The organism is Nocardia takedensis NBRC 100417, assembly GCF_000308695.1.
GTDB lineage: Bacteria > Actinomycetota > Actinomycetes > Mycobacteriales > Mycobacteriaceae > Nocardia > Nocardia takedensis.
In genome coordinates this window covers 1-24,194 of the sequence record NZ_BAGG01000125.1, presented here as the reverse complement: position 1 = coordinate 24,194, position 24,194 = coordinate 1, and the positions used below count along the sequence as shown (strand labels likewise).

Annotated in this window: 17 protein-coding genes and 2 pseudogenes; 9 read left to right on the top strand and 10 right to left on the bottom strand. The window is 68.5% G+C overall.

Features of this window, described 5'->3' with window-relative positions; genetic code table 11:
• Window positions 1–35 precede the first annotated feature (35 nt).
• Complete coding sequence (gene dnaN / locus ON30_RS27630) at window positions 36–1,211, bottom strand: DNA polymerase III subunit beta (protein ID WP_040711760.1); 1,176 nt, start codon at window positions 1,209–1,211, stop codon at window positions 36–38.
• An 814-nt stretch (window positions 1,212–2,025) separates the two neighbouring features.
• Window positions 2,026–4,011, bottom strand: coding sequence for a chromosomal replication initiator protein DnaA (gene dnaA, locus ON30_RS27625; protein WP_040711759.1), 1,986 nt, complete (start codon window positions 4,009–4,011; stop codon window positions 2,026–2,028).
• Between the two features lie 629 nt (window positions 4,012–4,640).
• Between dnaA and rpmH the strand changes: the two genes are divergently transcribed.
• From rpmH to rsmG, 6 genes are all read left to right on the top strand, one after another.
• The gene (gene rpmH / locus ON30_RS27620; RefSeq protein WP_005516618.1) at window positions 4,641–4,784 is read left to right on the top strand and encodes a 50S ribosomal protein L34; all 144 of its coding nucleotides are present in this window, start codon (window positions 4,641–4,643) and stop codon (window positions 4,782–4,784) included.
• Window positions 4,785–4,805: 21 nt separating this feature from the next.
• On the top strand, window positions 4,806–5,240 hold the full coding sequence (gene rnpA / locus ON30_RS27615) for a ribonuclease P protein component (protein ID WP_051030060.1): 435 nt from the start codon (window positions 4,806–4,808) through the stop codon (window positions 5,238–5,240).
• On the top strand, window positions 5,237–5,599 hold the full coding sequence (gene yidD, locus ON30_RS27610) for a membrane protein insertion efficiency factor YidD (RefSeq protein ID WP_040711758.1): 363 nt from the start codon (window positions 5,237–5,239) through the stop codon (window positions 5,597–5,599). Before rnpA ends, yidD begins: the two co-directional genes overlap by 4 nt.
• Before the next feature lie 4 nt (window positions 5,600–5,603).
• Complete coding sequence (gene yidC, locus ON30_RS27605; protein ID WP_040711757.1) at window positions 5,604–6,704, top strand: membrane protein insertase YidC; 1,101 nt, start codon at window positions 5,604–5,606, stop codon at window positions 6,702–6,704.
• Between the two features lie 103 nt (window positions 6,705–6,807).
• Window positions 6,808–7,356, top strand: a complete 549-nt coding sequence (locus tag ON30_RS27600; RefSeq protein WP_083911712.1) for a Jag family protein — start codon at window positions 6,808–6,810, stop codon at window positions 7,354–7,356.
• Between the two features lie 150 nt (window positions 7,357–7,506).
• Window positions 7,507–8,265 (top strand): 16S rRNA (guanine(527)-N(7))-methyltransferase RsmG, encoded by a 759-nt coding sequence (rsmG, locus tag ON30_RS27595; RefSeq protein ID WP_051030058.1) that lies wholly within the window; start codon window positions 7,507–7,509, stop codon window positions 8,263–8,265.
• A gap of 1,281 nt (window positions 8,266–9,546) precedes the next feature.
• Here rsmG and ON30_RS27590 read toward each other — a convergent pair.
• Window positions 9,547–10,308 (bottom strand): DUF899 family protein, encoded by a 762-nt coding sequence (locus ON30_RS27590; protein WP_083911715.1) that lies wholly within the window; start codon window positions 10,306–10,308, stop codon window positions 9,547–9,549.
• A 411-nt stretch (window positions 10,309–10,719) separates the two neighbouring features.
• On the opposite strand from ON30_RS27590, the gene ON30_RS27585 reads away from it, so the two are divergent.
• From ON30_RS27585 to ON30_RS27575, 3 genes are all read left to right on the top strand, one after another.
• The gene (locus ON30_RS27585) at window positions 10,720–11,667 is read left to right on the top strand and encodes a ParA family protein (protein WP_245554248.1); all 948 of its coding nucleotides are present in this window, start codon (window positions 10,720–10,722) and stop codon (window positions 11,665–11,667) included.
• Between the two features lie 57 nt (window positions 11,668–11,724).
• The gene (locus ON30_RS27580) at window positions 11,725–12,747 is read left to right on the top strand and encodes a ParB/RepB/Spo0J family partition protein (RefSeq protein ID WP_040711755.1); all 1,023 of its coding nucleotides are present in this window, start codon (window positions 11,725–11,727) and stop codon (window positions 12,745–12,747) included.
• 236 nt (window positions 12,748–12,983) lie between these two features.
• Window positions 12,984–13,700 (top strand): GNAT family N-acetyltransferase, encoded by a 717-nt coding sequence (locus ON30_RS27575; RefSeq protein WP_040711754.1) that lies wholly within the window; start codon window positions 12,984–12,986, stop codon window positions 13,698–13,700.
• A gap of 72 nt (window positions 13,701–13,772) precedes the next feature.
• On the opposite strand, the gene ON30_RS27570 is transcribed toward ON30_RS27575, so the two are convergent.
• The 7 genes and pseudogenes from ON30_RS27570 to ON30_RS27535 all read right to left on the bottom strand — a co-directional run.
• Window positions 13,773–14,969: an N-acetylmuramoyl-L-alanine amidase gene (locus ON30_RS27570; protein ID WP_040711753.1), complete on the bottom strand. Its 1,197-nt coding sequence runs from the start codon at window positions 14,967–14,969 to the stop codon at window positions 13,773–13,775.
• Window positions 14,970–15,239: 270 nt separating this feature from the next.
• Window positions 15,240–15,584, bottom strand: a pseudogene (gene trxA / locus ON30_RS27565) (thioredoxin); the annotation flags it as partial.
• A gap of 39 nt (window positions 15,585–15,623) precedes the next feature.
• Window positions 15,624–16,603: pseudogene (gene trxB, locus ON30_RS27560) on the bottom strand (thioredoxin-disulfide reductase).
• Window positions 16,604–16,773: 170 nt separating this feature from the next.
• A complete protein-coding gene (locus ON30_RS27555) occupies window positions 16,774–17,553 on the bottom strand; it encodes an RsmA family anti-sigma factor (protein ID WP_040711751.1) in 780 nt (259 codons plus the stop codon).
• Between the two features lie 123 nt (window positions 17,554–17,676).
• The gene (gene sigM / locus ON30_RS27550; protein WP_040711786.1) at window positions 17,677–18,237 is read right to left on the bottom strand and encodes an RNA polymerase sigma factor SigM; all 561 of its coding nucleotides are present in this window, start codon (window positions 18,235–18,237) and stop codon (window positions 17,677–17,679) included.
• Window positions 18,238–18,528: 291 nt separating this feature from the next.
• On the bottom strand, window positions 18,529–22,269 hold the full coding sequence (locus tag ON30_RS27545; RefSeq protein ID WP_051030057.1) for a murein biosynthesis integral membrane protein MurJ: 3,741 nt from the start codon (window positions 22,267–22,269) through the stop codon (window positions 18,529–18,531).
• 1,374 nt (window positions 22,270–23,643) lie between these two features.
• Window positions 23,644–24,194, bottom strand: a 551-nt coding sequence (locus ON30_RS27535) for a DUF6049 family protein (protein WP_040711748.1), incomplete at its 5' end; no start/stop codon positions are given.

The following is a 24,194-nucleotide window of genomic DNA, read 5'->3' as shown; positions in this document are numbered from 1 at the left end:
TACCCCGCTGGGCGCGCGTCGGTGGGGACCAACGCTCAGCCCGGAAGCCGGACCGGCATCAACAGGTAGATGTACGGGCTCGCCAGCGCGGCGAACGCACCCGAATCCAGCACTTCGGGCTCCTCCTCGCCCGCGGGCAGCAGCACCGCCGGACGACTGGGGGTGGTGAACCCGAAGGTGACCCGGTCGGCGTGCAACGCGGACAGGCCATCGAGCAGGTAACCGGGGTTGAAGGCGATGGTGAGCGCCTCACCGCGGAAGTCGGCTTCGAGCCATTCCTCCGCGCGTCCGGCGTCGTCGCCGCCCGCGGCCAGCAGCAGGCCCTCCGAGGAGAACTCCAACCGGACCTGCGCCCCGCGCTCGGCGACGAGGGCGACGCGCTTGATCGCCTCCGTCAGCGCCGAGACGGTGAGGGTGGCGATGGAGGTGTGCTCCTTGGGGAGCAATTGGCGGAACTTGGGGAATTCCGCGTCGAGCAGGCGGGTGGTGGTACGGCGCCCGGCGTTGACGATGCCCAGCAGGCCGTCCGCGCCCGCTCCCGTGCCCAGCGACAGTTGCACCGGGGCGTCGGAGGGGCCGAGGGTCTTGGCGGCTTCGGACAGCGTGCGCGCGGGGATCAGCACCGCGGTCTCGATGTCGTTGTCGGTGGGCTTCCACTCGATGTGGCGCACCGCGAGCCGGAACCGGTCGGTGGCGGCCAGGACGACGCGCGAGCCCTCGATCTCGACGCGGATGCCGGTGAGCATCGGCAGGGTGTCGTCGCGACCGGCGGCGACGGCGACCTGGCCGACAGCCTCGGAGAAGACATCCACACCCAGTTCGCCGGACTGCTGGGGCACCTCGGGAAGCTGGGGATAATCCTCGACCGGCATGGTCGGCAGCGAGAACTTCGCACTGCCGCAGGAGATCAGGACGCGCGTGCCGTCGACGGAGACGTCGACCGGCTTGTTGGACAGCGCCTTGGTGATGTCGGCGAGCAGTCTGCCCGAGACGAGAACCTCACCGGGACCGGCGACCTCGGCCGCGACGCGCATCTGCGCGGAGACCTCGTAGTCGAAGCCGGAGACCGTCAGGCCGTCCTCGTTGGCCACCAACAGCACGCCGCCGAGAACGGGCACGGGCGGGCGCGAGGGCAGACTGCGCGCGACCCAGGCGACGGACTCGGCGAAATCCTCCCGGGCGACCCGAAACTTCATGCTCGCAAGCTCCATCGCCCGATCGTCCTCTCCCAGTTCCGTGATCCGTGTCTGCTCATCAGCGTGGTTCCCGTAAAGCGGTGCCGGTTCAACAGGCGGTGTCGGTCCGACCACATGAAGTGTGGCACAGGCGACCGACACCAAACCGTACCCGCGTGCGTCGCGAGGACATAGTCCGACCCGCTGACCACCCGCCCGCGCGGGGCGCGTGCCCATCCCGTCGGTGTGCTCCCCTCGCCCTGTCCTTGCCTGTGGACGAACCCCGTCGCGGAGCCGAGGCCCTTCGACCGACTTTCCACACACCCTGTTTTGAAAAGAATTCTTCTAGGAGAAGAACCGAAGTAGTAGTAGGCGCTGTGGAATCTGTGGACTGCATCCGTCTTCGCAGGTCACACGGTGTGGTGCCGTGGGGATGGACATGGGGTGACTCGAGGATGAACGCGAGGGGCCTGTGGACGCCCCGAATCTATCCACCGCTCATCCTCGAGTGATCCTCGAGTTGTTCCACCGGATTCACCCGGTTGTTCACACCTGTGCACCGACCTGTTGACTGCTCGAGGATTCCTCGAGGACTCAACAAGGAGTCCTCGAGGAATCCACAGGGACAACTTCGGAGGTTCGCTGGTCAGGGCCTGTGTGTGAACGAGCCTGTGGACGTTGTGGAATTCGGCCTGTGAGTGGTGTGCACGACCGCGCGGACCCGACCTGTGGACGAACCGGTGGACAAACCAGTGGATTCCTCGAGGATTCCACAGGGATTCCTCGAGGAATCCACAGGCACAAAAAAGCACCGCCCCTGGTCAGAGGCGGTGCGAGGCTGTGGACAGGTTCAGCGGGACCGTTGCTTGATCCGGGCTGTGAGTTCTTGGACCTGGTCGTAGACCCGACGGCGTTCGGTCATCTCCTTGCGGACCTTCTTCTCCGCGTACATGACCGTCGTGTGGTCGCGTCCGAACGCCTGACCGATCTTCGGCAGCGACAGGTCGGTGAGTTCGCGGCACAGGTACATGGCGATCTGCCGCGCCTGCGCCAACGGCCTTGCCTTGCCGGGTCCGGTCAGTTCCTCGAGCGTGGTGTTGAAGTACTCCGCGGTCACGGCCATGATCGTGGCCGCGTTGATCTCCAGCGCGGCGGTCTCGGGCATCAGGTCGCGCAACACCACCTCCGCCAGCGACAGATCCAGCGGTTGGCCGTTGAGCGAGGCGAACGCCGTCACCCGGATCAGCGCGCCCTCCAGTTCACGGATGTTGCGCTCCACCCGGCTCGCGATCAGTTCCATCACGTCGTGCGGCACGTCAAGGCGGTCCATGCGCGCCTTCTTGCGCAGGATCGCGATCCTGGTCTCGAGTTCGGGCGGCTGCACATCGGTGATCAGGCCCCACTCGAACCGGGTGCGTAAACGTTCCTCCAGCGTGGCGAGCTGTTTGGGCGGACGGTCGGAGGAGACCACGATCTGCTTGTTGGCGTTGTGCAGGGTGTTGAAGGTGTGGAAGAACTCTTCCTGGATGCCTTCCTTGCCCTCGATGAACTGGATGTCGTCGACCAGGAGGATGTCGGTCTCGCGGTACCGGCGCTTGAAAGCGACCTTGCGGTCGTCGCGCAGGCTGTTGATGAAGTCGTTGGTGAACTCCTCGGTCGACACGTACTTCACGCGCATGCCGGGGAACAGCCGCTGGGCGTAGTGGCCCGCCGCGTGCAGCAGATGCGTCTTGCCCAATCCCGAAGCGCCCCAGACGAACAGCGGGTTGTAGGCGCGCGCGGGCGCTTCGGCGATGGCGACCGCCGCGGCGTGGGCGAACCGGTTGGAGGCGCCGATGACGAAGGTCTCGAAGGTGTACTTCGCGTTCAGGCTGGCCGAGGAACTCGGCGCCGCGGGCGCCTCCTCGCTCTTGGTGAAGTAGGTGGGCCAGGAGTTGCGGACGTTGACGACCGGTTCGTCGTCGCGGTGCGCGCTCTCCGGTTCGCGCACCGACTCGTGCGCGGCCGCGATCGCGGCGGGTTCGACGGCTTCGCGCACCGGGGCCCCGCGGCGCGGCGCGGAGTCCGGACCGAACAGCGACTCCTGCCGGGCCGCCGGGCCGTCGCGGCGCGGGGCGGGGCCGACCTCGCGGCGCGGGGATTCCGACGCCTCGTCCGGGTAGTCCTCGGAACCGGGTAGGTCGTAGCCCTTGGACGAATACTCCGCGGTGGTCGGATACTCACCGGCGGGCGGGTAGTCACCGCCGCTCTGATAGTCGCTGTTCGCCGGGTAGTCCTCGGTCCGATAGTCCGAACTCGGCGGATACTCCGGCGCGGGAGAGTACTCCTGGGGATAGTTCTGCGCGGGCGGATAGTCGGCGGTCTGGGTGTATTCGCGCGGGCCGGGATAGTCGGCGAAGTCGGCCTGCGGCGTGTAGCGCGGCGGCGCGTAGTCGCCGCGGGGCGGGTAGTCCGGGGCGGGCGCGCGCGGGACTTCGCGGGTCCGTTCGGGCCTGCTGGTCATCCGGGCGTGACGGGGGGTGGCGCTCGGGCGGTCCGCGGCCGGCGTCACCGGGGCGGCGATGCGCACGCCGAGACCTTCGACCTGGGGGCCGAGTCGGCGGCCGAGGGAACGCAGGATGGGTTCGCGCAGATCGCGTTCGATGGCCTCCTGGGCCAGCGACGAGGGCACCGACAGCAGGGCGAAACCCTGGGCGACGGTGATCGGCTTGACCAGTTTCAGCCATGCCTGCTGTGCTCGCGTCACCGGCGGGATCGCGCCGTCGGCGGATCCGGTGGTCAGTTCGGCGATCACCTCGGGCCACACGGTGGCCAACACGTTCTGCTCGTCGTCCATGCAGTGTCCTCCCCGGAAAGTAGTCGAATGGAGCAGACGGCCGGGGCACGCGGACGTCCACCGTCGGTGGTCGATACAGTGATCCCGCATACGGTCCGTGAGCCGGTACGGTCGCTGCTCGGATCCCCCGTCCGGGCGGCGGCGTGAGTGCCGTCGGCCCTACGAATATGCCACTCCAGGGGTCTTTCCACACAATTATCCACAGATGTGGACAACTCTGGGGAAATGTGAAACGTGCTTGGATTCGCCCGGTACAGGCCCCCGACCAGGGGTTCTCGAGCAATCATCTGGCAACTGTTCTGGGGAGCGGTGACGACACGCGCGTAGGGGTGTGGACGAATTCACCCGAGCGCCCCTGTGCACACCGATTCCCGCCCGGGCTCCCCGGCCACGGTTCCGCGCTGCTGGGAGGGGGCGAGTTTGATTACGCGCATGCAGATCAGTACCCTCGTACAGTCACCCCTTGGTGCGGTGGCGGTCCTGTGCTGACCGCGTGTAGGTCTCCCGACCAACTGTGCGCCAGGACCGACGCGCGCCGATGATGACCACCCCGCGATTCATCGCGCACACGTATCGAAAGAACAAGCTTCGGGTGCCGACGGCACCCACCGACTCGAGGAGTGTCGACCGTGGCCAAGGGCAAGCGGACGTTCCAGCCGAACAACCGTCGTCGGGCGCGCGTGCACGGCTTCCGTCTCCGGATGCGCACCCGTGCGGGTCGCGCCATCGTCTCGGCGCGCCGCCGCAAGGGCCGCGCCGAACTCACTGCCTGATCCTCGCTCTCGGACGCTCGGGTGTTGCCTGAGCCGTATCGGTTGCATCATCGTGCCGACTTCTCCCGGACGGTGCGCCGCGGCCAGCGAATCGGGAGGCGAGATCTGGTCGTACACGCGCTGCGGCACGAGTACGACGGCGCGAGCGATCCGGTACGCGCCGCGGCGATGATTCGCGTCGGCGGACCGAGGTTCGGATTGATAGTCAGCAAGGCGGTGGGCCCCGCGGTGACACGACACCGGGTGGCCCGCCGCCTGCGTCATATGTGCGCCCAGATCGTCGCGGATCTCCCCGCCGAGACCGACGTCGTCATCCGCGCGCTCCCCGGCGCCGCCGCGGCGGACTCGGCCGAACTGCTCCGCCAACTCCGCGCCGCGCTGCGCAAACTCGACCTGATGCGGGTGCCCTCGGACACCGCCCCCCGCGGCGTCACCGGACCGGGCGGGCGTAGGTGAACGCGCGCGACGCGGTCGCCTCCGTCGGTCGACTACCGGCGCGAGCGGTCATCTTCCTGATCGAGCTCTACCGGACCTACGTCTCCCCCACGCGCATGCCCGTGTGCCGCTTCACCCCGAGTTGCAGTGAATACGCGGTCACCGCGCTGCGCACCCGCGGACTGTTCGTCGGTCTCGGACTGACGGTCGTGCGTTTGGCCAAATGCGCACCCTGGCACCCTGGTGGGTGGGACCCCGTCCCCGAGCGACGCGTGCGCCCCGGGAACGAGGCGGCCGCCGACCCTGCCGTGGCGGCGTCAGATGCTTGTAAAGGATCACCGCCCGCGGTGATCGGCGACACGAACGACGGGAGTGCATAGAGCCGTGCTCGACTTCATCTATTACCCGGTGTCCTGGATCCTCTGGTTCTGGCACCGGGTCTTCGCGGCGATACCGGGCCTCGGGCCGGACAACGGTCTCGCGTGGGCACTCGCGGTGGTGTTCCTGGTCTTCTCGCTGCGCGTGCTGCTCTACAAGCCGTTCGTGCGCCAGGTCCGCACCACCAAGCAGATGCAGGAATTGCAGCCCCAGATCAAGGAGCTGCAGAAGAAGTACAAGAACGACCGCCAGAAGATGGCCCTGGAGATGCAGAAGCTCCAGAAGGAACACGGCTTCAACCCGCTCATGGGCTGCCTGCCGATCCTGGCCCAGGTGCCGGTCTTCCTCGGTCTGTTCCACGTGCTGCGCTCGTTCAACCGCACCGGCCACGGCTTCGGTCAGCTCGGCATGTCGCCGGAGGAGAACGCCCAGACCGCGAACTACGTCTTCAGCGCGGCCGACGTCCAGAGCTTCCTGTCGGCTCGTATCTTCGGCGCGCCGATCTCGGCGTTCATCACCACCCCGACGACCGAACTCCAGGCTTTCGCCGACTACGGCGGCATCCCGTCCCGGCTCAGCATCGCCCTCGTCGCGATCCCGCTGATGATCATCGCCGGCCTGGCCACCCACTTCAACGCGCGCGCCTCCGTCGCCCGGCAGACCCCCGAAGCGGCCGCCAACCCGCAGGCCGCCCTGATGAACAAGCTGGCGCTGTGGGTGTTCCCGCTCGGCGTGCTCGTCGGCGGCCCGTTCCTGCCGATCGCCATCCTGCTCTACTGGGTGTCCAACAACATCTGGACCTACGGTCAGCAGCACCTCGTCTTCGGCCGCATGGCCAAGGAAGAGGAGGAGAAGAAGAAGCTCAAGCTCGAGCAGCGCGCGCAGAACGCCCCCAAGCCCGGGGCCAAACCGGTCGCCATGAAGAAGAAGTCGAGTGCGGCCGAGCCCGAGGACGCCGTCACCGACGACGAGACGACGGCGGGCCACTCCTCGACCAACGGGTCGGCCAAGAACGCCAAGAGCGGCGGTTCCGGTCAGCGTCGGCCCAGCGGGCAGAAGCGCTCGAACAACCGCGGTCGCGCCAACCAGAAGCGCAACAGGCGCTGACCGCATCCCGGCGCGGGCCGGACGACTCCTGAACCACCCCTTGATCACGCACCGCCCGACGGTGTCCGCCGGGCTCGCGTGACGAGCAGATGAAGGAAATCACATGACTGTCGATACCGATGGAGGGGACGCCGCTGTGGCGACGACGATGGTGAACGCAGGTGCGGAACCCGACGACGCTCACGACGCGGAGGAAGCCCTCATCGAGGAGGGCGAGATCGCGGGCGACTACCTCGAGCAGTTGCTCGACGTCCTAGATTTCGACGGCGACATCGACCTGGACGTGGAAGGCGATCGCGCGGTCGTCAGCATCGACGGCGGCCGGGACCTCTCGAAGTTGGTCGGCCGCGGCGGCGAAGTGCTCGACGCCCTGCAGGAGCTGACCCGCCTCGCGGTCCAACAGAGCACCGGGGTGCGTAGCCGGTTGATGTTGGACGTCGCGGGTTGGCGTGCCAAGCGTCGCGAGGAACTGAGCGCCCTCGGCACCGCCGCCGCGCAGCGGGTGCTGGAGTCGGGCGCGGCCGAACCGCTGGCCGCGATGACTCCGTTCGAGCGCAAGATCGTCCACGACGCGGTCGCCGCCGTAGACGGCGTCAACAGTGAGAGCGAAGGCGTAGAGCCCAACCGTCACGTGGTCGTCGTTCCCGCCTGATTCGCGGTAGCCGCGAGTTTCGTCACTCTGACGGGAGTGGTTGGATGGGCCTCTGGTCTTCGGACCGGGGGCCTTCTCCGTCTCTCCCCTCCCCCGGCGGCCGCCCCGCCGGTACCCACGGTCTGTCGATCGACTCGAGTTCGGAAAGGGATGTTTCACGTGGAACGAGATCTCGGCGGAGAAGCCGCACTGCCTGCCGAGCTGGAGCCGCCCGCGGCCGCGGCCGTCATTTTCGGCGACCGCCTGGAGATCGCGCGCCGATACTGCGTGGCGCTCGCGGGCGACGGCGTCGAACGCGGCCTCATCGGCCCCCGCGAAGTCCCCCGACTGTGGGATCGCCACATTCTCAACTGCGCGGTGATCGGCGAACTGATCCCCGAAGGGGCCAGCGTGGTCGACGTCGGCAGCGGTGCCGGACTGCCCGGCATCCCGCTCGCCATCGCGCGCCCCGACCTCCGCATCACCCTCGTCGAACCCCTGCTGCGCCGCACCGTCTTCCTCAGCGAATTCATCGAGGAAGCCGGACTGGACATCACCGTCGTCCGCGGACGCGCCGAACAGTCCGGCGTACTGAAAGAAGCGGGCGGCGCCGACGTCGTCACCTCGCGTGCCGTCGCCCCGCTCGCGAAACTCGCCCAATGGTCACTCCCCCTCCTCCGCGACCACGGCCACATGCTCGCCCTCAAAGGAGCCAGCGCCACCGAAGAACTGGAGCGCGACGCTGAGGCGCTCGCCCGCGCCGGCGCCGGCAACGCCGAAGTCCTCCAGTGCGGCGCAGGAATCGCCTCCACCCCCACCGTCGTCATCAGCGCCGAACGTCTCCCCCGCGCCGAACGCCCGTCCCGTCGCCGCGCCGACGCCGCCTCCGCACTCAAAGGCAAAACCGCCAAAGGCGGCCGCCGACACTGACTCTCGTGCGGTAGCGAGTGTCGAGCACGTTGGGTTGACCCGCGCTTTGTCGGTGCTCTGGTGCTGCGGCGGTCAGGGCGAGGCGCGCTGACCGCCGAGCGGGTGTCGATCGACTGGCGGGTGATCCTCAGGTGGGTGCGATCGCCGGGCGGGTGCGATCGCCAGGCGGGTGCGATCGCCGGGCGGGTGCGATCGCCGGGAAGGTGCGATCACCAGGAAGGTGCGATCACCAGGAACGGGCGATCACCGGGGCACTGCATTGACCACCGGGGCGCAGCGGCGATGTTTCCCGTGAAACCGTAGGCCCCCGACACGTCCGAGTTTCCCGCGATTCGCACAGGCCATGCGCCTGTCGTGTGCATAACCTTTGCCGGTTCGCCGCGATTCGTATCCCCGTGCGTCCTGCCACTGCGTCCTGCCGGGTTGTCGTTCCGGATCGTCGTTCTCAGGTCATCTCGGGTCCTCGTCCACCATGCGGTGCAGCCAGTGGTAGCAGGCAGCGCGTCGGTGGCGGCGCGACTGCTAGCGCGAGGAGTATCCACGGCTGCGGCGGTGGCGATGACAGGTCCAGCGCGTCGGCGGTCGCCGGGCGCGGTGCCTCGACCACGAACGTGGCGGTGAACGAGCACGCCGACCGCCGGGTGCGCTGCTTTGTCGAGCAGGACACGTGACCGCACGGTTCGTTGTTTCCCGTGAAACACGACTCGGGCCGCAAGACGCCAGACGTTCAGCGCCAGTGTCGCCACGCCAGGATCGCCGGAGGTGCCGGGAGGTGGTGCGCCGAGGGACGGTTCGGGTGGCGCCGAAATCCAGGTACAGGATGGCGGTCCCTGACCGGTGCGCCGTGGCTAGGGAACGGTTTCGTGCTCCTCGCGGGAGCGCTGCATGATCACCATCCGCCGTGGGCAGCGATCGCTTGTCAGGGGGCGAGAAGGCTGCGTGCGCGGCCGATGAACAAGACGTCCGCCCGCGGGTGATCGCACCGTTCCTCACCAGAAGAAACGAGTTGCCCGGGTTGCGTCCTCCCCCACGCAAGGGGGACGCTCGCCGGTGCGGTGCGGTGCGGTGCGGTGCGGTGCGGTGCGGTGCGGTGCGGTGCGGTGCGGTGCGGTGCGGTGCGGTGCGGTGCGGTGCGGTGCGGTGCGGTGCGGTGCGGTGCGGTGCGGTGCGGTGCGGTGCGGTGCGGTGCGGTGCGGTGATACACGGTGAGACGGACGGGGTGAGACAGGAGCGTCCGCCCGTTGATGTTTCACGGGAAACACGGGCGGGCGGTCATGGCGATCAGTGGAACGTGCCGTGGCGTCCCAGGGTGGTTTCGGGGGTGGCGTCGGGGCGGGTCCATTGGGGGGTGGGGCGGCCGGTGGGTCCCCAGGTGGCGTTGCCGTCCGCGTCGGTGCGCCAGTACCAGCAGGAGACGTCGCCCTCGGGCCAGCCGTCGGGGTTGTCTTCCCAGGCTTCGCCGCGACCGTAGGGGGTCAGGTCCAGGAGGCCGAGTGCCGGGTTGGCGCGTTCGTTGCCGCGGGAGGTGGACGAGTAGGTGAGAAAGGTGCGGTCGCCGTCGCGTAGGTAGCTGGTGAGGTAGCCCATCGGGCCGCCGATGGGTCCTTCGATATCGCGGACCGAGTACCACGGCTGGGTGTAGCCCATGAAGCTGACGTAGTCGGCGACCTCCGGCCAGGCGCCCGTGGTGAGGATGGCGAACGAGACGCCGCGGGCGTTGAGGTAGACCGAGTCCGGCAGATGCCAGATCGTCATGGTGCATCCCTCGCACTGCCCTTGATGGGGGGTGTCGTCGTACCACATGTGTTTGTAGACGAGGAGTTCCTGGCGTCCCTGGAACAGGTCGAGGAGCGGGACCGGACCGTCCGGGCCGACGACGTCGATGGTGCCGTCGAATTGGCGCGTCCTCGGAGAGACTGCCGAATCGGGGAGGACTCCTCGCGCGACACGCTGCGTGGTTTCACGTGGAACGCGACCGTGACCCGAGGCGTCACAGTGATGAAAGCCGCTGGTGTCGGAGTGCGATTCGAAGACGTTCGGCATCCGGCGGTTCGGCGGCCCGCCGTCGTGCCCCCTCTCCGCGCACCGGTCGAACTTCGCGCCGATGATCATGTTTCATGTGAAACATGACCCACTCCCCCGGCGTTTTCGCGAATGTCGCGCGTGTCCTTGGCGTCTCACCGCGATTCAGCTTTCTAATACCGCTCGGTGCCGGCAAGCTAGTGTGCGTCGGGCGTGAGCGCGGGTGCCACGAGGATCTGAGTGTCACAGCGGCGCGGGCTCCGCTCGGTCGGTCTCCGAATCCCCGATCGAGCATCGTGTTTGATCCGACACAGCTGTTGAAGACACGGCGGCGTTGTCGGTCGCACGTGATCTGAGTTCTCGCGTTAGGAGCAGTCAATGTCGAGCGGTCCGGCGAATGTTTCACGGGAAACCACGTCGCGCGTGCCGGGGATGCTGGACTCCAGCAATCTCGATACCGAGGCATTCGGGAACACACCGTTCGGGCACATCTCCGCGAGCGAGACCCCGATCGCTGCCGAAGCTCATCGCGCAAGCCAGATTCTGCATCCAGGAAAGGTGACAGTGGCCAAGCCCCACGAGCAACGCATCATCACCATCGCCAACCAGAAGGGCGGCGTCGGTAAGACGACAACGGCGGTGAATCTAGCGGCCGCGTTGGCGCACCATGGGATGACGGTGCTCGTGATCGATCTCGACCCGCAGGGCAATGCGAGTACCGCCCTGGGCATCGACCATCATTCGGGTATCCCCTCCAGCTACGAACTGCTCATCGGCGAGGTCTCGGTCAAGGAAGCCATTCAGCAGAGTCCGCACAACGAGCGCCTGCTGTGCATTCCGGCCACGATCGATCTGGCCGGCGCCGAGATCGAACTGGTGTCGATGGTCGCCCGCGAGGGTCGGTTGAAGGCCGCCATCCAGGAGGCCAATATCGCCGGATACGACATCGATTACGTGATGATCGACTGCCCGCCCTCCCTCGGTCTGCTGACGGTCAACGCGATGGTCGCGGCCAAGGAGGTGCTGATCCCGATCCAGTGCGAGTACTACGCGCTGGAGGGTGTGGGCCAGTTGCTCCGCAATATCGGTCTGGTCCAGGCGCATCTGAATCCGGAACTGCACGTCTCGACGGTGATTCTCACCATGTACGACGGCCGGACGAAGCTGGCCGATCAGGTCGCCGAGGAGGTGCGCGGGCACTTCGGTGATGTGGTGCTGCGGTCGGTGATCCCGCGCAGCGTGAAGGTCAGCGAGGCACCGGGTTACGGAATGACGGTTCTCGATTATGATCCAGGCTCCCGGGGCGCGATGAGCTACCTGGACGCGGGCCGGGAGATGGCGCAGCGCGCCATGGCCCAGCCGGTCGTCGAAGGTGCGTAGTAACCCGACCGTGGTAGTGGGTTTCAGGTGGCGGATAGAGAAGGGATCGGTAGGCCGATGAGTCAGGCGAAGAAGGGCGGACTGGGGCGCGGTCTGGCGGCGTTGATCCCGACGGGGCCCACGGCCACGCAGGGGCTCGGCAGCGCGGCCGCCAACGTCGTGATCGGGCTCGATCCCATTGGTCCGCAACCGGCTTCGGCCTATCTGCATCGTGTCCCCGATCCGGCGGATGCCACCGGCGAACCGGAGTTGGCCGAGGGCGGCGCGGTCTATCGCGAGATCGCCCCGGACCAGATCGAGCCGAATCCGAAGCAGCCGCGCCAGGTCTTCGAGGAAGAGGCGCTGGCCGAGCTGGTGCATTCGATCAAGGAATTCGGGTTGATGCAGCCGATCGTGGTGCGTCGCCTGGAGCCGGGGGTGGATCGCTTTCAGCTCGTCATGGGTGAGCGCCGGTGGCGGGCCTGCCAGGAGGCGGGCCTGGAGGCGATCCCGGCCATCGTGCGCGAGACGGCCGACGAGTCGATGCTGCGGGACGCGCTGCTGGAGAATATCCATCGCGTGCAGTTGAACCCGTTGGAAGAGGCGGCGGCGTATCAGCAGTTGCTCGAGGAGTTCGACGTCACTCACGAGGAGTTGGCGACTCGGATCGGTCGGTCCCGCCCGGTGGTGACGAATATGATCCGCCTGTTGAAGTTGCCGATCCCGGTGCAGCGGCGGGTCGCGGCGGGTGTGTTGTCGGCGGGTCATGCGCGCGCACTGCTCGGGCTGGAGGCCGGGGCGGACGCGCAGGAGGTGTTGGCGGCGCGGATCGTCGCGGAGGGTCTGTCGGTGCGCGCGACCGAGGAGGCGGTGACGCTCGCGAATCGCGATCCGGATGCCGCCACTCCCCCGACGCCGCGGCGCAGGCCGATCCAGATGCCGGGGTTGCAGGATGTGGCCGAGCGGTTGTCGGAGTCGTTCGACACCCGGGTGACGGTGAGCCTGGGCAAGCGCAAGGGCAAGATCGTCGTCGAGTTCGGCTCGGTGGAGGATCTGGAACGCATCGTCGGTTTGATGGAGCAGCAGAAGCTCGGTTTGTAAGCTTTTTCGGCCCGTGTGGCCGGTAGGTATCGGGTAGGACGTTGAAACGTCACTGTGACGACGTCTCCGATCGATGGCCCCGCGGGTTCGGCGCGGCACCCCGGGGCTCGAGTGGGCTCCAACCCAACAGCACAGCGACGTGGAGTGAGGCAGGTTTCGTTGATCGCTTATTCTTGGCGAGAACCTAGTGATGCGGCGTGATCGAAGAATCGGATAGCTGGAGGCTGAGCAGAGCGGTGTCGACCAGCGTCACAGCACTTACCCTCGGCGGATTGGATCAGTTGCCGGCACACTCCCGGCGCTGTGTGTTCTGGGAGATCGATCCGGCCGTCGCCGAGGACTCCCGCGAATTCAGTGATCCGGTCTTCGAGAAGGAAGCATGGCTGTCCACCGTCATGCTCCAGTGGGGTTCCTGCGGTCAGGTGGCGCAGGTCGACGGCAAGGTGGCGGGTTGCGCCCTCTATTCGCCGCCGAGCGCCGTGCCGCGCGCCGCGCTGTTCCCCACCTCCCCCGTCAGCCCGGACGCGGTCCTGCTGACCACGCTGCGCTCGGAATCACCCCACCGGGATGGCGATGTCGCCCATCGGCTGCTCCAGGCCGTGGTGGCCGATCTGGTGCGCCGCGGTGTGCGCGCGCTGGAGGCGTTCGGGATTCGCAGCGATCCCCCGGCCAAGGCCATGTCCGATCGCACGGTCGGATCGATGCGCCTGATGGAACGCATCGGTGCACCGGTCCGGGAGCCGCGGTCGGTGGGCTGCTCCCCGGAGACCTGCATGATCGACGCCGATTTTCTGGAGGACGTCGGCTTCGAGGTCGTCGCGCCGCATCACCGCTTCCCCCGCCTGCGCCTGGAACTGGATTCCGATCACGGCTGGAAGGAGGACGTCGAGCGCGCCCTGGACCAGTTGCTGGCCGCCGCCGCGCTGACCGCCCCCACCCGCATCGGGGTCTAGAAGTCCTCGGAAACGCCACCGCGCCCCCGTCGATGTCGTATCGGCGGGGGCGCGATGTATCCGGCAGGTCTGTCAGAGGCGGTCGGCGGCCGCCAACTCCTCGGCGAGCAGTTCGGCGAAGGTGTAGGTGCCGGTGGGCTGATCGTCCTGGCCCAGCAGGTAGAGCCGCTTGACCGAGATCAGGATGGCCTCGGCGATGACGTCGCGCATGCGCGGGTTGGTGAGCACCGAGGCGTCGTAGTCGTTGGTGAGATAACCGATGTCGACCTGGACGGTCGGCATCTTGGTCAGGCGCAGCAGATCCCAGGTCCGGGAGTGGGTGCGGCAGTCTTGCAAGGAAGTCCTGGCCACCACTTCGCGCTGGATGAAACCGGCGAGCACCTGGCCGATCATCGAGACCGAGCCGTGCGAGTTGCCGAAGTGGAAACCGGCGACGCCGTTGGCGAGCGGGCTCGGATTGGTGGCGCAGCGCAGCGAGATCATCAGGTCCGCGTCGAAGGCGTTCGACGTCTCCGCGCGTTCGACATCGGTGGGATTCGCGCCCCACGGCCGCGACAGGAACGTCTCCATGCCGGTGGCGGCCATCCGGCCCTCGAGCCTGCTGGCGAGGTCCCAGAGGATCTCCGACTCGTAGACGTCGCCGAATTCGGTGGGGACCGCGTGGCCCTTGTCGGCGCCGCCGAGACCCGGATCGATGACGATCCGCTTGCCGGTGAGCTGCGGACCCGCCCGGTGCACGACTTCCTCTTCGGCGATCCGGTGCGGATTGCCGCCGGTGACACGCGCGCCCAGCAGTTCCAGCGACCGCAGCGTGTCCGGACCGCAGATGCCGTCGGCGGACAGGCCGATCTCCCGCTGGAACGCGGTGAGTCCCTCGTGGGTGTGCGGGCCGAAGAATCCGTCCACGCGGTGCACGTAGAACCCGAGATCCTGCAACCTGCGCTGGAGCGTGGCCACATCGTCGCCGTACAGCGGCGCGGAGAGCTGATAGATCAGCGTGCGCGCGCCGAGGCGATAGGACGCCTCCTTGAGGGCACGGTAGGTGGCCGGGCCGACCACACCGTCGACGAGCAGACCGCGATGCTGCTGGAACGCGCGGACCGCCGAATCGAGGTTGTGGTCGAAGGTGGCCTCGGTGTCTTTCCAATACTCTCGCGCATCGGCTTGATCGCCGCCCAGCGCGTGGGCGTGGAGGAACCCGAGACTTGCCAGGGTGCTCCGAACCTCTGCGACGGCTGGACCGGAATCGCCGTGACGAAGTCGGTGCATGCGTGAGAGCCCTTCCCTTCCGTCAACCGGGGTACCCACTCATGCGTTGGGATACACCTTCGCACGACCGGAGCTGTGAACCGCGCCGTTCGCGGAGCCCTGCGGGTGCAGGGCCTCCACCTCCGGCCCGTTCGTTCACGGCGCGTGGTCGATTCTCTCAGACCTGACCCGGAATCCGACAATTACCGGGGTGCCAGGCATCCTACGGCGCGTCGTCGGACCCACGACGGGCTTTGGAGACTCGATTTCACAACAGCCACGGCTGTCGCGTCAGATGACGTCTTCGAGTTCGCGCAGCAGGGCGGCTTTGCCCTTCGCTCCGACGATCTGCTTCACCGGCTTTCCGCCGGAGAACAGCATCATAGTGGGCAGCGAGAGGATCTTGTAATCGCGGGCCGTCTCCGGATTGGCGTCGACGTCGATCTTCGCGACGGTGATCTTCTCCGCGTGGGCGCCCGCGATCTCCTCGAGCACCGGGGCGACCATCTTGCAGGGGCCGCACCATTCGGCCCAGAAATCGACGAGGACGGGCTTCTCGCTCATCAGCACGTCGTCGGCGAAGGTCGCGTCGGTCACGGTGACCGTGTTGGCGCTGTCGGCCATGGGATATCTCCTTGCGGTGGTGGAACTCTCGCGGCGAACTGTGCTCGCCGCTCAGACCTGGGCGACGGACTCGCCCGCGTGGTCGAGGGTGTTGCTGGTGATGTCGCCCTGTTCGGCGAGCCACCGCTCGGCGTCGATCGCGGCGCGGCAACCGGTGCCCGCGGCGGTGATCGCCTGCCGGTAGGTGTGGTCGACCAAGTCACCCGCGGCGAAGACGCCGGGGACCGCCGTCGCGGTGGACGGGTGGACGACCTGCACGTAGCCCTCGTCGTCCAGTTCGACCTGGCCGCGGACCAGTTCGCTGCGCGGGTCGTGGCCGATGGCGACGAACAGGCCGGTGGCGGGCATCTCCGACTCCTCGCCGGTGCGGGTGTCGCGCAGGGTGAGGCTGGTCACGCTGGATTCACCGTTGACCGCGATCACTTCGGAGTTCAGCACGAAGGCGATCTTCTCGTTGGCCTTGGCCCGTTCCAGCATGATGCGAGAGGCACGGAACTCCTCGCGGCGGTGCACGATGGTGACCTGCGAGGCGAATTTGGTGAGGAACGTGGCCTCCTCCATCGCCGAATCGCCGCCGCCGACGACCACGATGTTCTGGTTCTTGAAGAAGAAGCCGTCACAGGTGGCGCAGGCGCTGACGCCGCGCCCGAGCAGTTCCTGCTCCCCCGCACGCCCAGGTAGCGGGCGGCCGAACCCATCGCGAGGATGATCGCGTAGGCCGAGTACGTCTCGCCGCCGACGGTGACCGTCTTGACGGGGCCGCTCAGGTCGATGGCCTCGACGTCCTCGGTGCGGATGTCGGCGCCGAAGCGCTTGGCCTGCTCGCGCATCTCGTCCATGAGGTCGGGGCCCATGATGCCCGCGCGGAAGCCGGGAAAGTTCTCGACCTCGGTGGTGGTCATCAGTGCGCCACCGAATTGGGTGCCCTCGAACAGCAGCGGCTGGAGTTCCGCGCGGGCGGCGTAGACGGCCGCCGTATAGCCCGCGGGACCGGAGCCGACGATGATGAGGTCGCGAACAGGCGTGCTCATGAGGCCCTTCCGAGATGAAAGCTGGGGGACATGGGGGTCAACAACAGCGTAAACGGCCTTGTTCCCGCCGTGGGGGCGCGTCGGCGTTCCCGGGCGCACGGCAGCGACCTGGGTCACCGCGCCGCGCCGATCGTGCGCGGTAACACGCAGGCGACAACGGGTTTCGCGGCTCAGCCGATATCGGTGATGTTCTTCACCTGGGGATCGCCGTTCGCGCAGCCCGGCCCGACGACGAGCGCGGTGACCTTGGGCGGCTTCGGCCCGGCGAGCAGGATCAGGACCGCGTTGCGGCCCTCGTAGCGCATGTCCGTGGAGCCCAGGACGGCGCGTTCGAGCCCGGCGGCGTGCACGCACGCGAGCAAGGCGTTCCGCTCGCCCAGCGGGCCCGAGACCTCGTTGCGGCCGAGCGCGGCCAGCGCGGCGGTGGTCGTCAGATCGTCGCCGATCCTGTCCTCGTCGGTGGTGGGCTGCGCGGTGGGCGACTGATCGTCACCGCGGGGCAGTTGGGTGACCAGGCCGACGCCCGCGATCACCGCGACGGCCGCCGCCGCGGCCGCCGACCACCGCAACCGTGCCCGGCGACGTTCGCGCAGGTCGATCGGCACGACCGAACCCGAGCCGTTGGTCGCGGCGGGGCGGTCGACATCGGAATCCGGGGCGAACGATTCGGCCCGCGCCGCGCCGTTGCCGCTGGACTCGAGTTCTTCGAGGAATCGCGCCATCCGGTCGGCGATATCGGTGGGCATGGGGTGCAGCATCAACTCGTCGGTGCCCAGCGCGCGCACCCGGCAGCTCACCTCGTCGAGGGAGCGCAGATATTCGACGGCCTCAGGATCGTCGTGGACAACGGCGCGTAATCGGCTGTCCAACTCGGGCGCGACATTGCCCGCGTGCAGATCGGCCAACAGCTCCTCCGAGAACGGAGGCTGCGGTACGGACCGGATCGCCATCGCACCTCCATTGCTCTCATCCGAGTTCGGTATCCGTGGCCGGCGCTGCCGGTGCGCCCCAGGTAGGGGGTCCACCGCATAGACATCGTTCAGTGGTTCGTCACTATTAATGACGCACCTCGATTACTTCCGGTTCCCCGGATCACGCAGAAAATCCAGACGTTCTTGCAGGCGCTGACGCGCCCTGGCACACCGGCTCTTGATGGTCCCCTCCGGCACGCCCAGCATCGTGGCGGCATCCGCCACGCTATACCCCTCCAGATCGATGGCCACCAGCGCGGTCCGCTGATCCGGGGGCAGCGAGAACAGCGCGCGATCCACCACCAGCGACATCTCCAGCCGGGCGAATTCGTCCCGCTCGTCGGCCGGTTCCGGCATCGATTCCGGCGACAGCGACACCGCCCGCCTGGTCTTGTTGCGGCGGATCCGGTCCAGACAGGCGTTGACCACGATGGCGTGCAGCCAACTGCGCACCTCGGCCTCGGCGCGGAACGCCGCCGCCGTGCGATGCGCCGACAGCAACGCGTCCTGGAGCGAATCTGCCGCGTCCTCCCTGGTGTAGGAGGTACGCAGGGCCGTCTGCCAGAGATGGTCGTTGTGGCGGCGCAACAGTTCGGCGAACGCGTGCCGCTGACCCTGGACGTGTGCCCGGAGCAGCTCGATGTCACTGAGTTCGTCGGGTATGAACGAGCGCGGGCGGTCGGAGACCGATCGCGCATTCCCCCCGCGGGAACCCTCGTTCAATTCGGACGGCAAGCCAACCCCTCGGACAGCGCTCACGCGGTGCACGCCGAACGGCGGTCACCCGAAATTTCGCAGCATCCAGGATCGCTACACCAGATCCCGGGAAGCTCCCCTGCTGTGAGAGCGCGAAGGAATCATATCGAGGGCGGGAATCCGCAGCAACCGGCGTAGGAAGGCGCGGGGCACGGGATTCGACACGTGCGGCGGCGGAAAGCGAAGGGCGCGCGGGGCTTACGGCGCGGCGTCGAAGCGGATGTCGGCGATGGCCGACTGGAACTGGTTGCGCGAGTTGCCGAGTCCGGTGATCCAGACCAGCACGTAGCGGGCCGAGGCGTCGGTGCGAACCGGGATCTCGGTGGTGCCGTCGCCCAGTTGGGCGGTGCCGACCAACTGGGTCTGGTCCAGGGTCGGCGCGTCGGTGGGCGAGGTGCGGATCTCCACGGCGGTACCCGGACTCGGCGAATTGATCGACACCGTGGCCAGTTTCGCCGGACTCGGCAGCGTGGCCAGCAGCCCGACCCCCTTCTTGAGGGCCGGGAACTGCTGGAAGTACTGGTCGGTGCGCCACACCGTCGCCGGATTCTGGTCAAGGACCGCGTTGACGCTGCTCGCGCCGTCGGGGGTGCCCTCCGGGGAGAACACCGAGACACCGGTCACCGGAACGGGAATGGAGCCCGCGGGACTGTCGGTGGTGATCGCCGCGGGCGCGGGCGCCGCGATGCTCTCCGACGTCAGACCGATACCGCCCTGCTCGTCCAACGGGGCGTCGGAGGCGCTCGGCGCGAACACCCGGACCATCCACCAGATGATGATGCCCACGACCAGGGCCGCCAGGATGCCCAGACCCACCATGATCCACATCATCCGCTGCGAACGCTCCCGCTCGGCGGCGAGCAGTTCGGGATCGGCGAGGGATTCGTCGACCGCGCTCGGGGACTGCTGCCGCTGCCCCAGTCGCAGCACCGGAATGAAATCGGTCTTCTGATCCAGCACCGACGCCTGCTCGAGCACGTGCTGCACGGTGGCCGCGGTGCGCACGCCCTTGTTGGACTCCAGCGAGCGCACGGCCACCGCCGAGATCTCGAAGGGCACCTCGGGACGGATCTGGCGCGGCTCGATCGGGGTTCCGTCGGAACCGAAATCGGCCAGGTGCAGGCCGCCGACCGTCGCGGCGGTGCCGGTGAGCCCGCCCGTCCTGATCGGCCAGCGCGCGGTGATCAGGGCGTAGAGCATCGCGCCGAGACCGCGCACGTCGGACTGGGCGTCCGAATCCGACAGGGTGCCGGGGAAGGCCAGGACCGCGTCGCCGGAGGCGCTGATCCGGATGCGGTCGGGATGGTCGATCGAGAGCGAACCGCCGCCGCGATGGGCCAATTCGGCCGCCGAGGCCAGCGCGCGGATCGCGCGGGCGGCGCCGATCGGGGACGGCACCGTCTCGGCCATCTCCCGCAGCGACCGACCGGGCGTCCACTCGGCCACCACGATGCCGCCGGAACTGCCGCGCACCACGTCCAGGACGCGGGCCAGACCGGGCGAATTGATGCGGCCCAGGCGCAGCGTGCGCGACAGGATCGCCTGCGGGCCGTCGTGACCCGCGTTCTCGGTGGCCTTCTGATCGGCGTCGACGAAGGTCAACGCGACCTCGCGATCGAGTTTGATGTCCAGCGCCTGCCAGAACCGGAGTCCGCGCGACCCACCGCAGTCCGCGAGCAGACGGTAGCGGCCGCCCGCCACCGACGCGCCCGGGATCAACTTGGGACCGCGCGGCACCCGTCTACCCGCGTCCACCGGCGGCGGAGCCATCTGCGGGATCGGGATCATGCCGGTGTCGTACATCGGATCGCGCGGCGCGGGACCGGTGGTCTCGGGCGCGCGTTCGGGCTGTCCGCGTTCCGGCTCGGCGGGGCCCGCCGGACGCTCCGTGCCGTCGGGCCCGGAGGGGTGCGCCGCGGCGTTCGGGACATGGGTGGAAAGGCCGCCTGCCGCGGCCGCAGAAGAATCGGCGGCCGGGGCGCCGCCCGCCGCCGCGTCGTCGCTCACCCTCGGTCCTCCTTCGCCCTGATGTGTCGAAGTTCCGGCGAAACCGCCACCTGTGCTTCTCTGCCGAACAGGGTACGGGAACTCGCCCTTACCGGTGCTGTCAACGGCTTCCGGTCTGATCACGGGCAACACCATGGTCTGGGTGTCCATGTACGGGTCGAAGGACGGATACCCGTAAAGATCCGGTCGACGCATGACCTGCGTCGCGTAGACGTCCTCGACCGGGCTGTCCAGATCGAGTTCGGGTGCGGGCGGGGTGAAGCCCAGACGCCGCGAGACCGCCACCGTGAGGCCGACGATCTCGGGCACGCCCGCCAACCGCATCAGGCCGAAGGCCACCGCGAACATGACGATCGCCGAGATCGCGACCCGGATCAACGAGCCGATGCCGCCGGACAGCCTGTCCAGGCCCAGGATCGCGTTGACGATCAACATCACCGCGCCGCCCGCCGCCGAGGCCAGCACCACCCTGGTCACCGTCTGGCCGACGTTGGCCATCCGCAGATCGCCGAGACTGCGATGCAGCAGGAACCCGCCGATCACCGCGCCCGCCGTGAACCCGAGACCGGTGGCAACGCCGAGGATGATCACGACCTGGTCGCTGTTGTTGGCCAGCACGGGCGCGAGCGCCGAGAACAACACCTTGATCGCGGTGATGCCGAGGATGATCCAGGTCGGCGTCCACGCCTGCTCGCGGGCGTAGAAGACGCGCAGATGGATCAGCACCAGCGCGTACGGGATCAGCGCGAAGGCCGACCAGGCGACGGCGGTGCCGAGTCGGTTGGCGTCCTCGGCGAAACGCGCGTAACCGAACAGCGCCTCGCCGACCTGCGGACCGGCCAGCGTCAAGAACGTCACGACCGGGACCAGGGCGATCATGGTCAGCCTGGTGGCCACCGACAGATCGTCCACGACCGCGGGCGTGTCGTCGGCGGCGGCGTTGCGGCTCAGCCGCGGCATGATCGCCGTCAGCAGGGTGACGCCGAGCACGCCGTACGGCAATTGCAGCAGCAGCCAGGCGTTCTGGTAGATCGCCGGTCCCGCCGCGTCGGCGGTCGAGGAGATGTGGTTGGCGAAGATCGCGCCCATCTGGCTGATGAGCACGTACAGCATGATCGCCGCGGCCATCCGGCCGAACTGCCTGAGTCGGTTGTCCAGGCCCCACAGCGGACGCAGGTCGATGCCGTGGCGGCGGATCGCGGGCAGCAGGCTCACCGCCTGGGTGACCACGCCCAACGTGATGCCGCCGCCCAGGACCAGCAGTTTCGGGTCGCTCATCTTGACCGGGTCGAGGGTGATCTCGCCCGGCGTCAGCGCGTAGAAGGCCAACACGATCAGGACGACCACGTTGTTCAACACCGGAGCCCAGGCACCCGGTTTGAACGCCTGTCTGGTGTTGAGAATGGCCGTGAGCAGCGCCGACATGCCGTAGAAGATGATGGCGGGCAGCAACAGATAGGTCAGCGCCGTGGTCAGGCCGGTGTCGACCTTGCCGTCGGAGGACACGAAGATGTGCGTCGCCAGCACCGGCGCGGCGGCCATCGCCAACGCCGTCGACACCGCCAGGACGACGAACGCGGCCGTCACCAACCGGCGCACGAATGCCGCGCCGCCGTCGTCGTCCTCCTGTTCGGCGCGGACCAGCGTCGGCACCACGATCGCGGTGAGCACCGCCCCGAGGACCAGTTCGGCGATCATGTTCGGAATCAGGCTCGCCGAGGTGTAGGCACTGGCGATCGCCGGACCGAGCGCGGTGAGCAGCAGCAACTGCTTGCCGAACCCGGTGATACGGCTGATCAACGTCGCGAACGCGATGGACCCCGAATCACGGAGCAGGCGCGCGTTGGCGCTCTCCTTCGGTTCCGCCACCGCGGGCTGCGCCCCGGTCGCGGGCGGTTTCTTCACCGCGACCGCACCCGCGACGGCGGGCATGTCCTGGGTGCGCGGCCGACGGTTCGGCGGCGCGGCCTCCGGTTGCGCCGAGCGACGTCGTCCCGGCGCGGGACTGGGCTGCGGCTGCGGATAGTTCGGCGGCGGCGCGAAACGCTGCGGTTGCGCGCGATTCTGCGGGACCGCGCGGTGCGCGCCCGAAGCAGGGCCCGCGGGCTGACCCGGAACGGCATGGTGCGCGCCCGAAGCGGGGCCGGCCGGCGGTTGACCGGGAACGGCGCGGTGCGCACCGGAAGCGGGGCCGACCGGCTGACCCGGCACGGCGCGGTGTGCGCCCGAAGCGGGGCCGGACGGCGGAGCGGGGGCATCGCGGTGTGCGCCCGAGGCTGGTTGCCCGGGGGCGGGCGCGCCCGGACGCAGTCCGCCGGACGCGGGCGGGTACTGACGCTGTCCGGGATGCGGCGCGAGGCCGGGATGGGCCGGGCCGCCGTGCGCTGCCGGACGCGGCACAGCACCCGGGCGTTGGTCCGGGCCGGGACGTTGATCGGGACCGGCACCGGGCCGTGGTGCGTTGCGTTGGGCAGGGCCGCGACCGTCTTGACCACGTCCGTCGGGGCCACCGCGTCCGTCTGGACCGGGGCGACCGTCAGGACCGGGGCGACCGTCAGGACCGGGGCGACCGTCTCGGCCAAGTCGTCCGTCAGGTCCGGGCCTGCCGTCGGGACCGAGGCGTCCGTCGGGCCCCGGCCGTCCATCTGTACCGGAGCGTCCGTCTGGAGCGGGCCGAGCATCAGGTCCCGGTCGTCCGTCGGGATTGAGGCGACCGTCCGGGGGAATTCGGCCGTCAGGGCCAGGACGTCCTTCTGGCGTGGGCCGTCCGTCGGGACCGGGCCGACCATCGGGACCGGGCCGCTGCGGCGGTGCGGGTCGGCGCGACTGCGGGCCTGGTTGGGCGGGCATCTGTCCGGATTGCGGCATGGGGCCCGACGGCGGCGTGCCTCTGCGCGCGGGCGGTGGGGGTGGCATGCGACGGCCGGGCGGTGGCGGGGTGGGCCTGCTCACTCGGGGGGCGTCGGGCGGCGGCGCTCCGTGCGGATCGCGGGGGTTCACGCCCGGGTCCTCCTCGGCGTCCGGCGGTGCGAGCTGCCGTTCCCAGGGTGCGGCGGGCGCCCGGCGGGCCGGGGGCCCGTCAGGTCGTTCATCAGGCCGGAACCGATGAGCGGACAAGTCATCGTCGCCCATCATGCCTCCTGTATCGCACCGGAACCGGGTATCCCGCACCAGTGCGGTTCGGCGTTTCGCCTGGCTCCACCCATCGAACTTCCCCCATTGTGGGGCCTGGGGCCCCGCGCCACACAAATAGTGTTTCCGAACATCCGTCCGGAAACACACTCGTGTACTTCACCGGATATTCGTTCAGCTGTCGTGCGCCTCACGCAAAGCCTTTCTGCGCAAGCGCCCGTACCGCACCACCCGGCGGCGGATGCCCGAATCGACACCCTTGTCGGCCGGGTCGGGCTTGCCGCGGAAGCGCCGCCACAGCCTGCGCCCGGCGAGCACGAACAGCAGTAGGGCGGCGCAGGCGGTGACGATCGCCAGCGCTTGGCCGTAGGCGTTGGAGCGCACCGACACCGCGGTGGCGTGCCCGAGCGGGGCGCCGTCGGCGGTGGTCAGCGAGATGGGGATGACGAGGTTGCGGCTGTCGCTGACCTCGCTCGGGATCTGGAAGGAGCGGATGCCGTTGGGCGGCAGCAGTTGTTCGCCGATATCGGTGATGTTGGTCTCGGCGGGCGCCTCGATCAGGAAGCGCACCCGGATCGCGACGGGGAGGTCGTTGCGCGCGACGAGCAGCAGCGGGCTCTGTTCGGAGGCGAGGGTGTAGACCCCGCCCGGCGGCAGCACGGTCACCGAGTTGAACAGCCGGTCCAGCGTCGTGCCGATCTGGTCGACGCGGCGTTGGGCGAAGG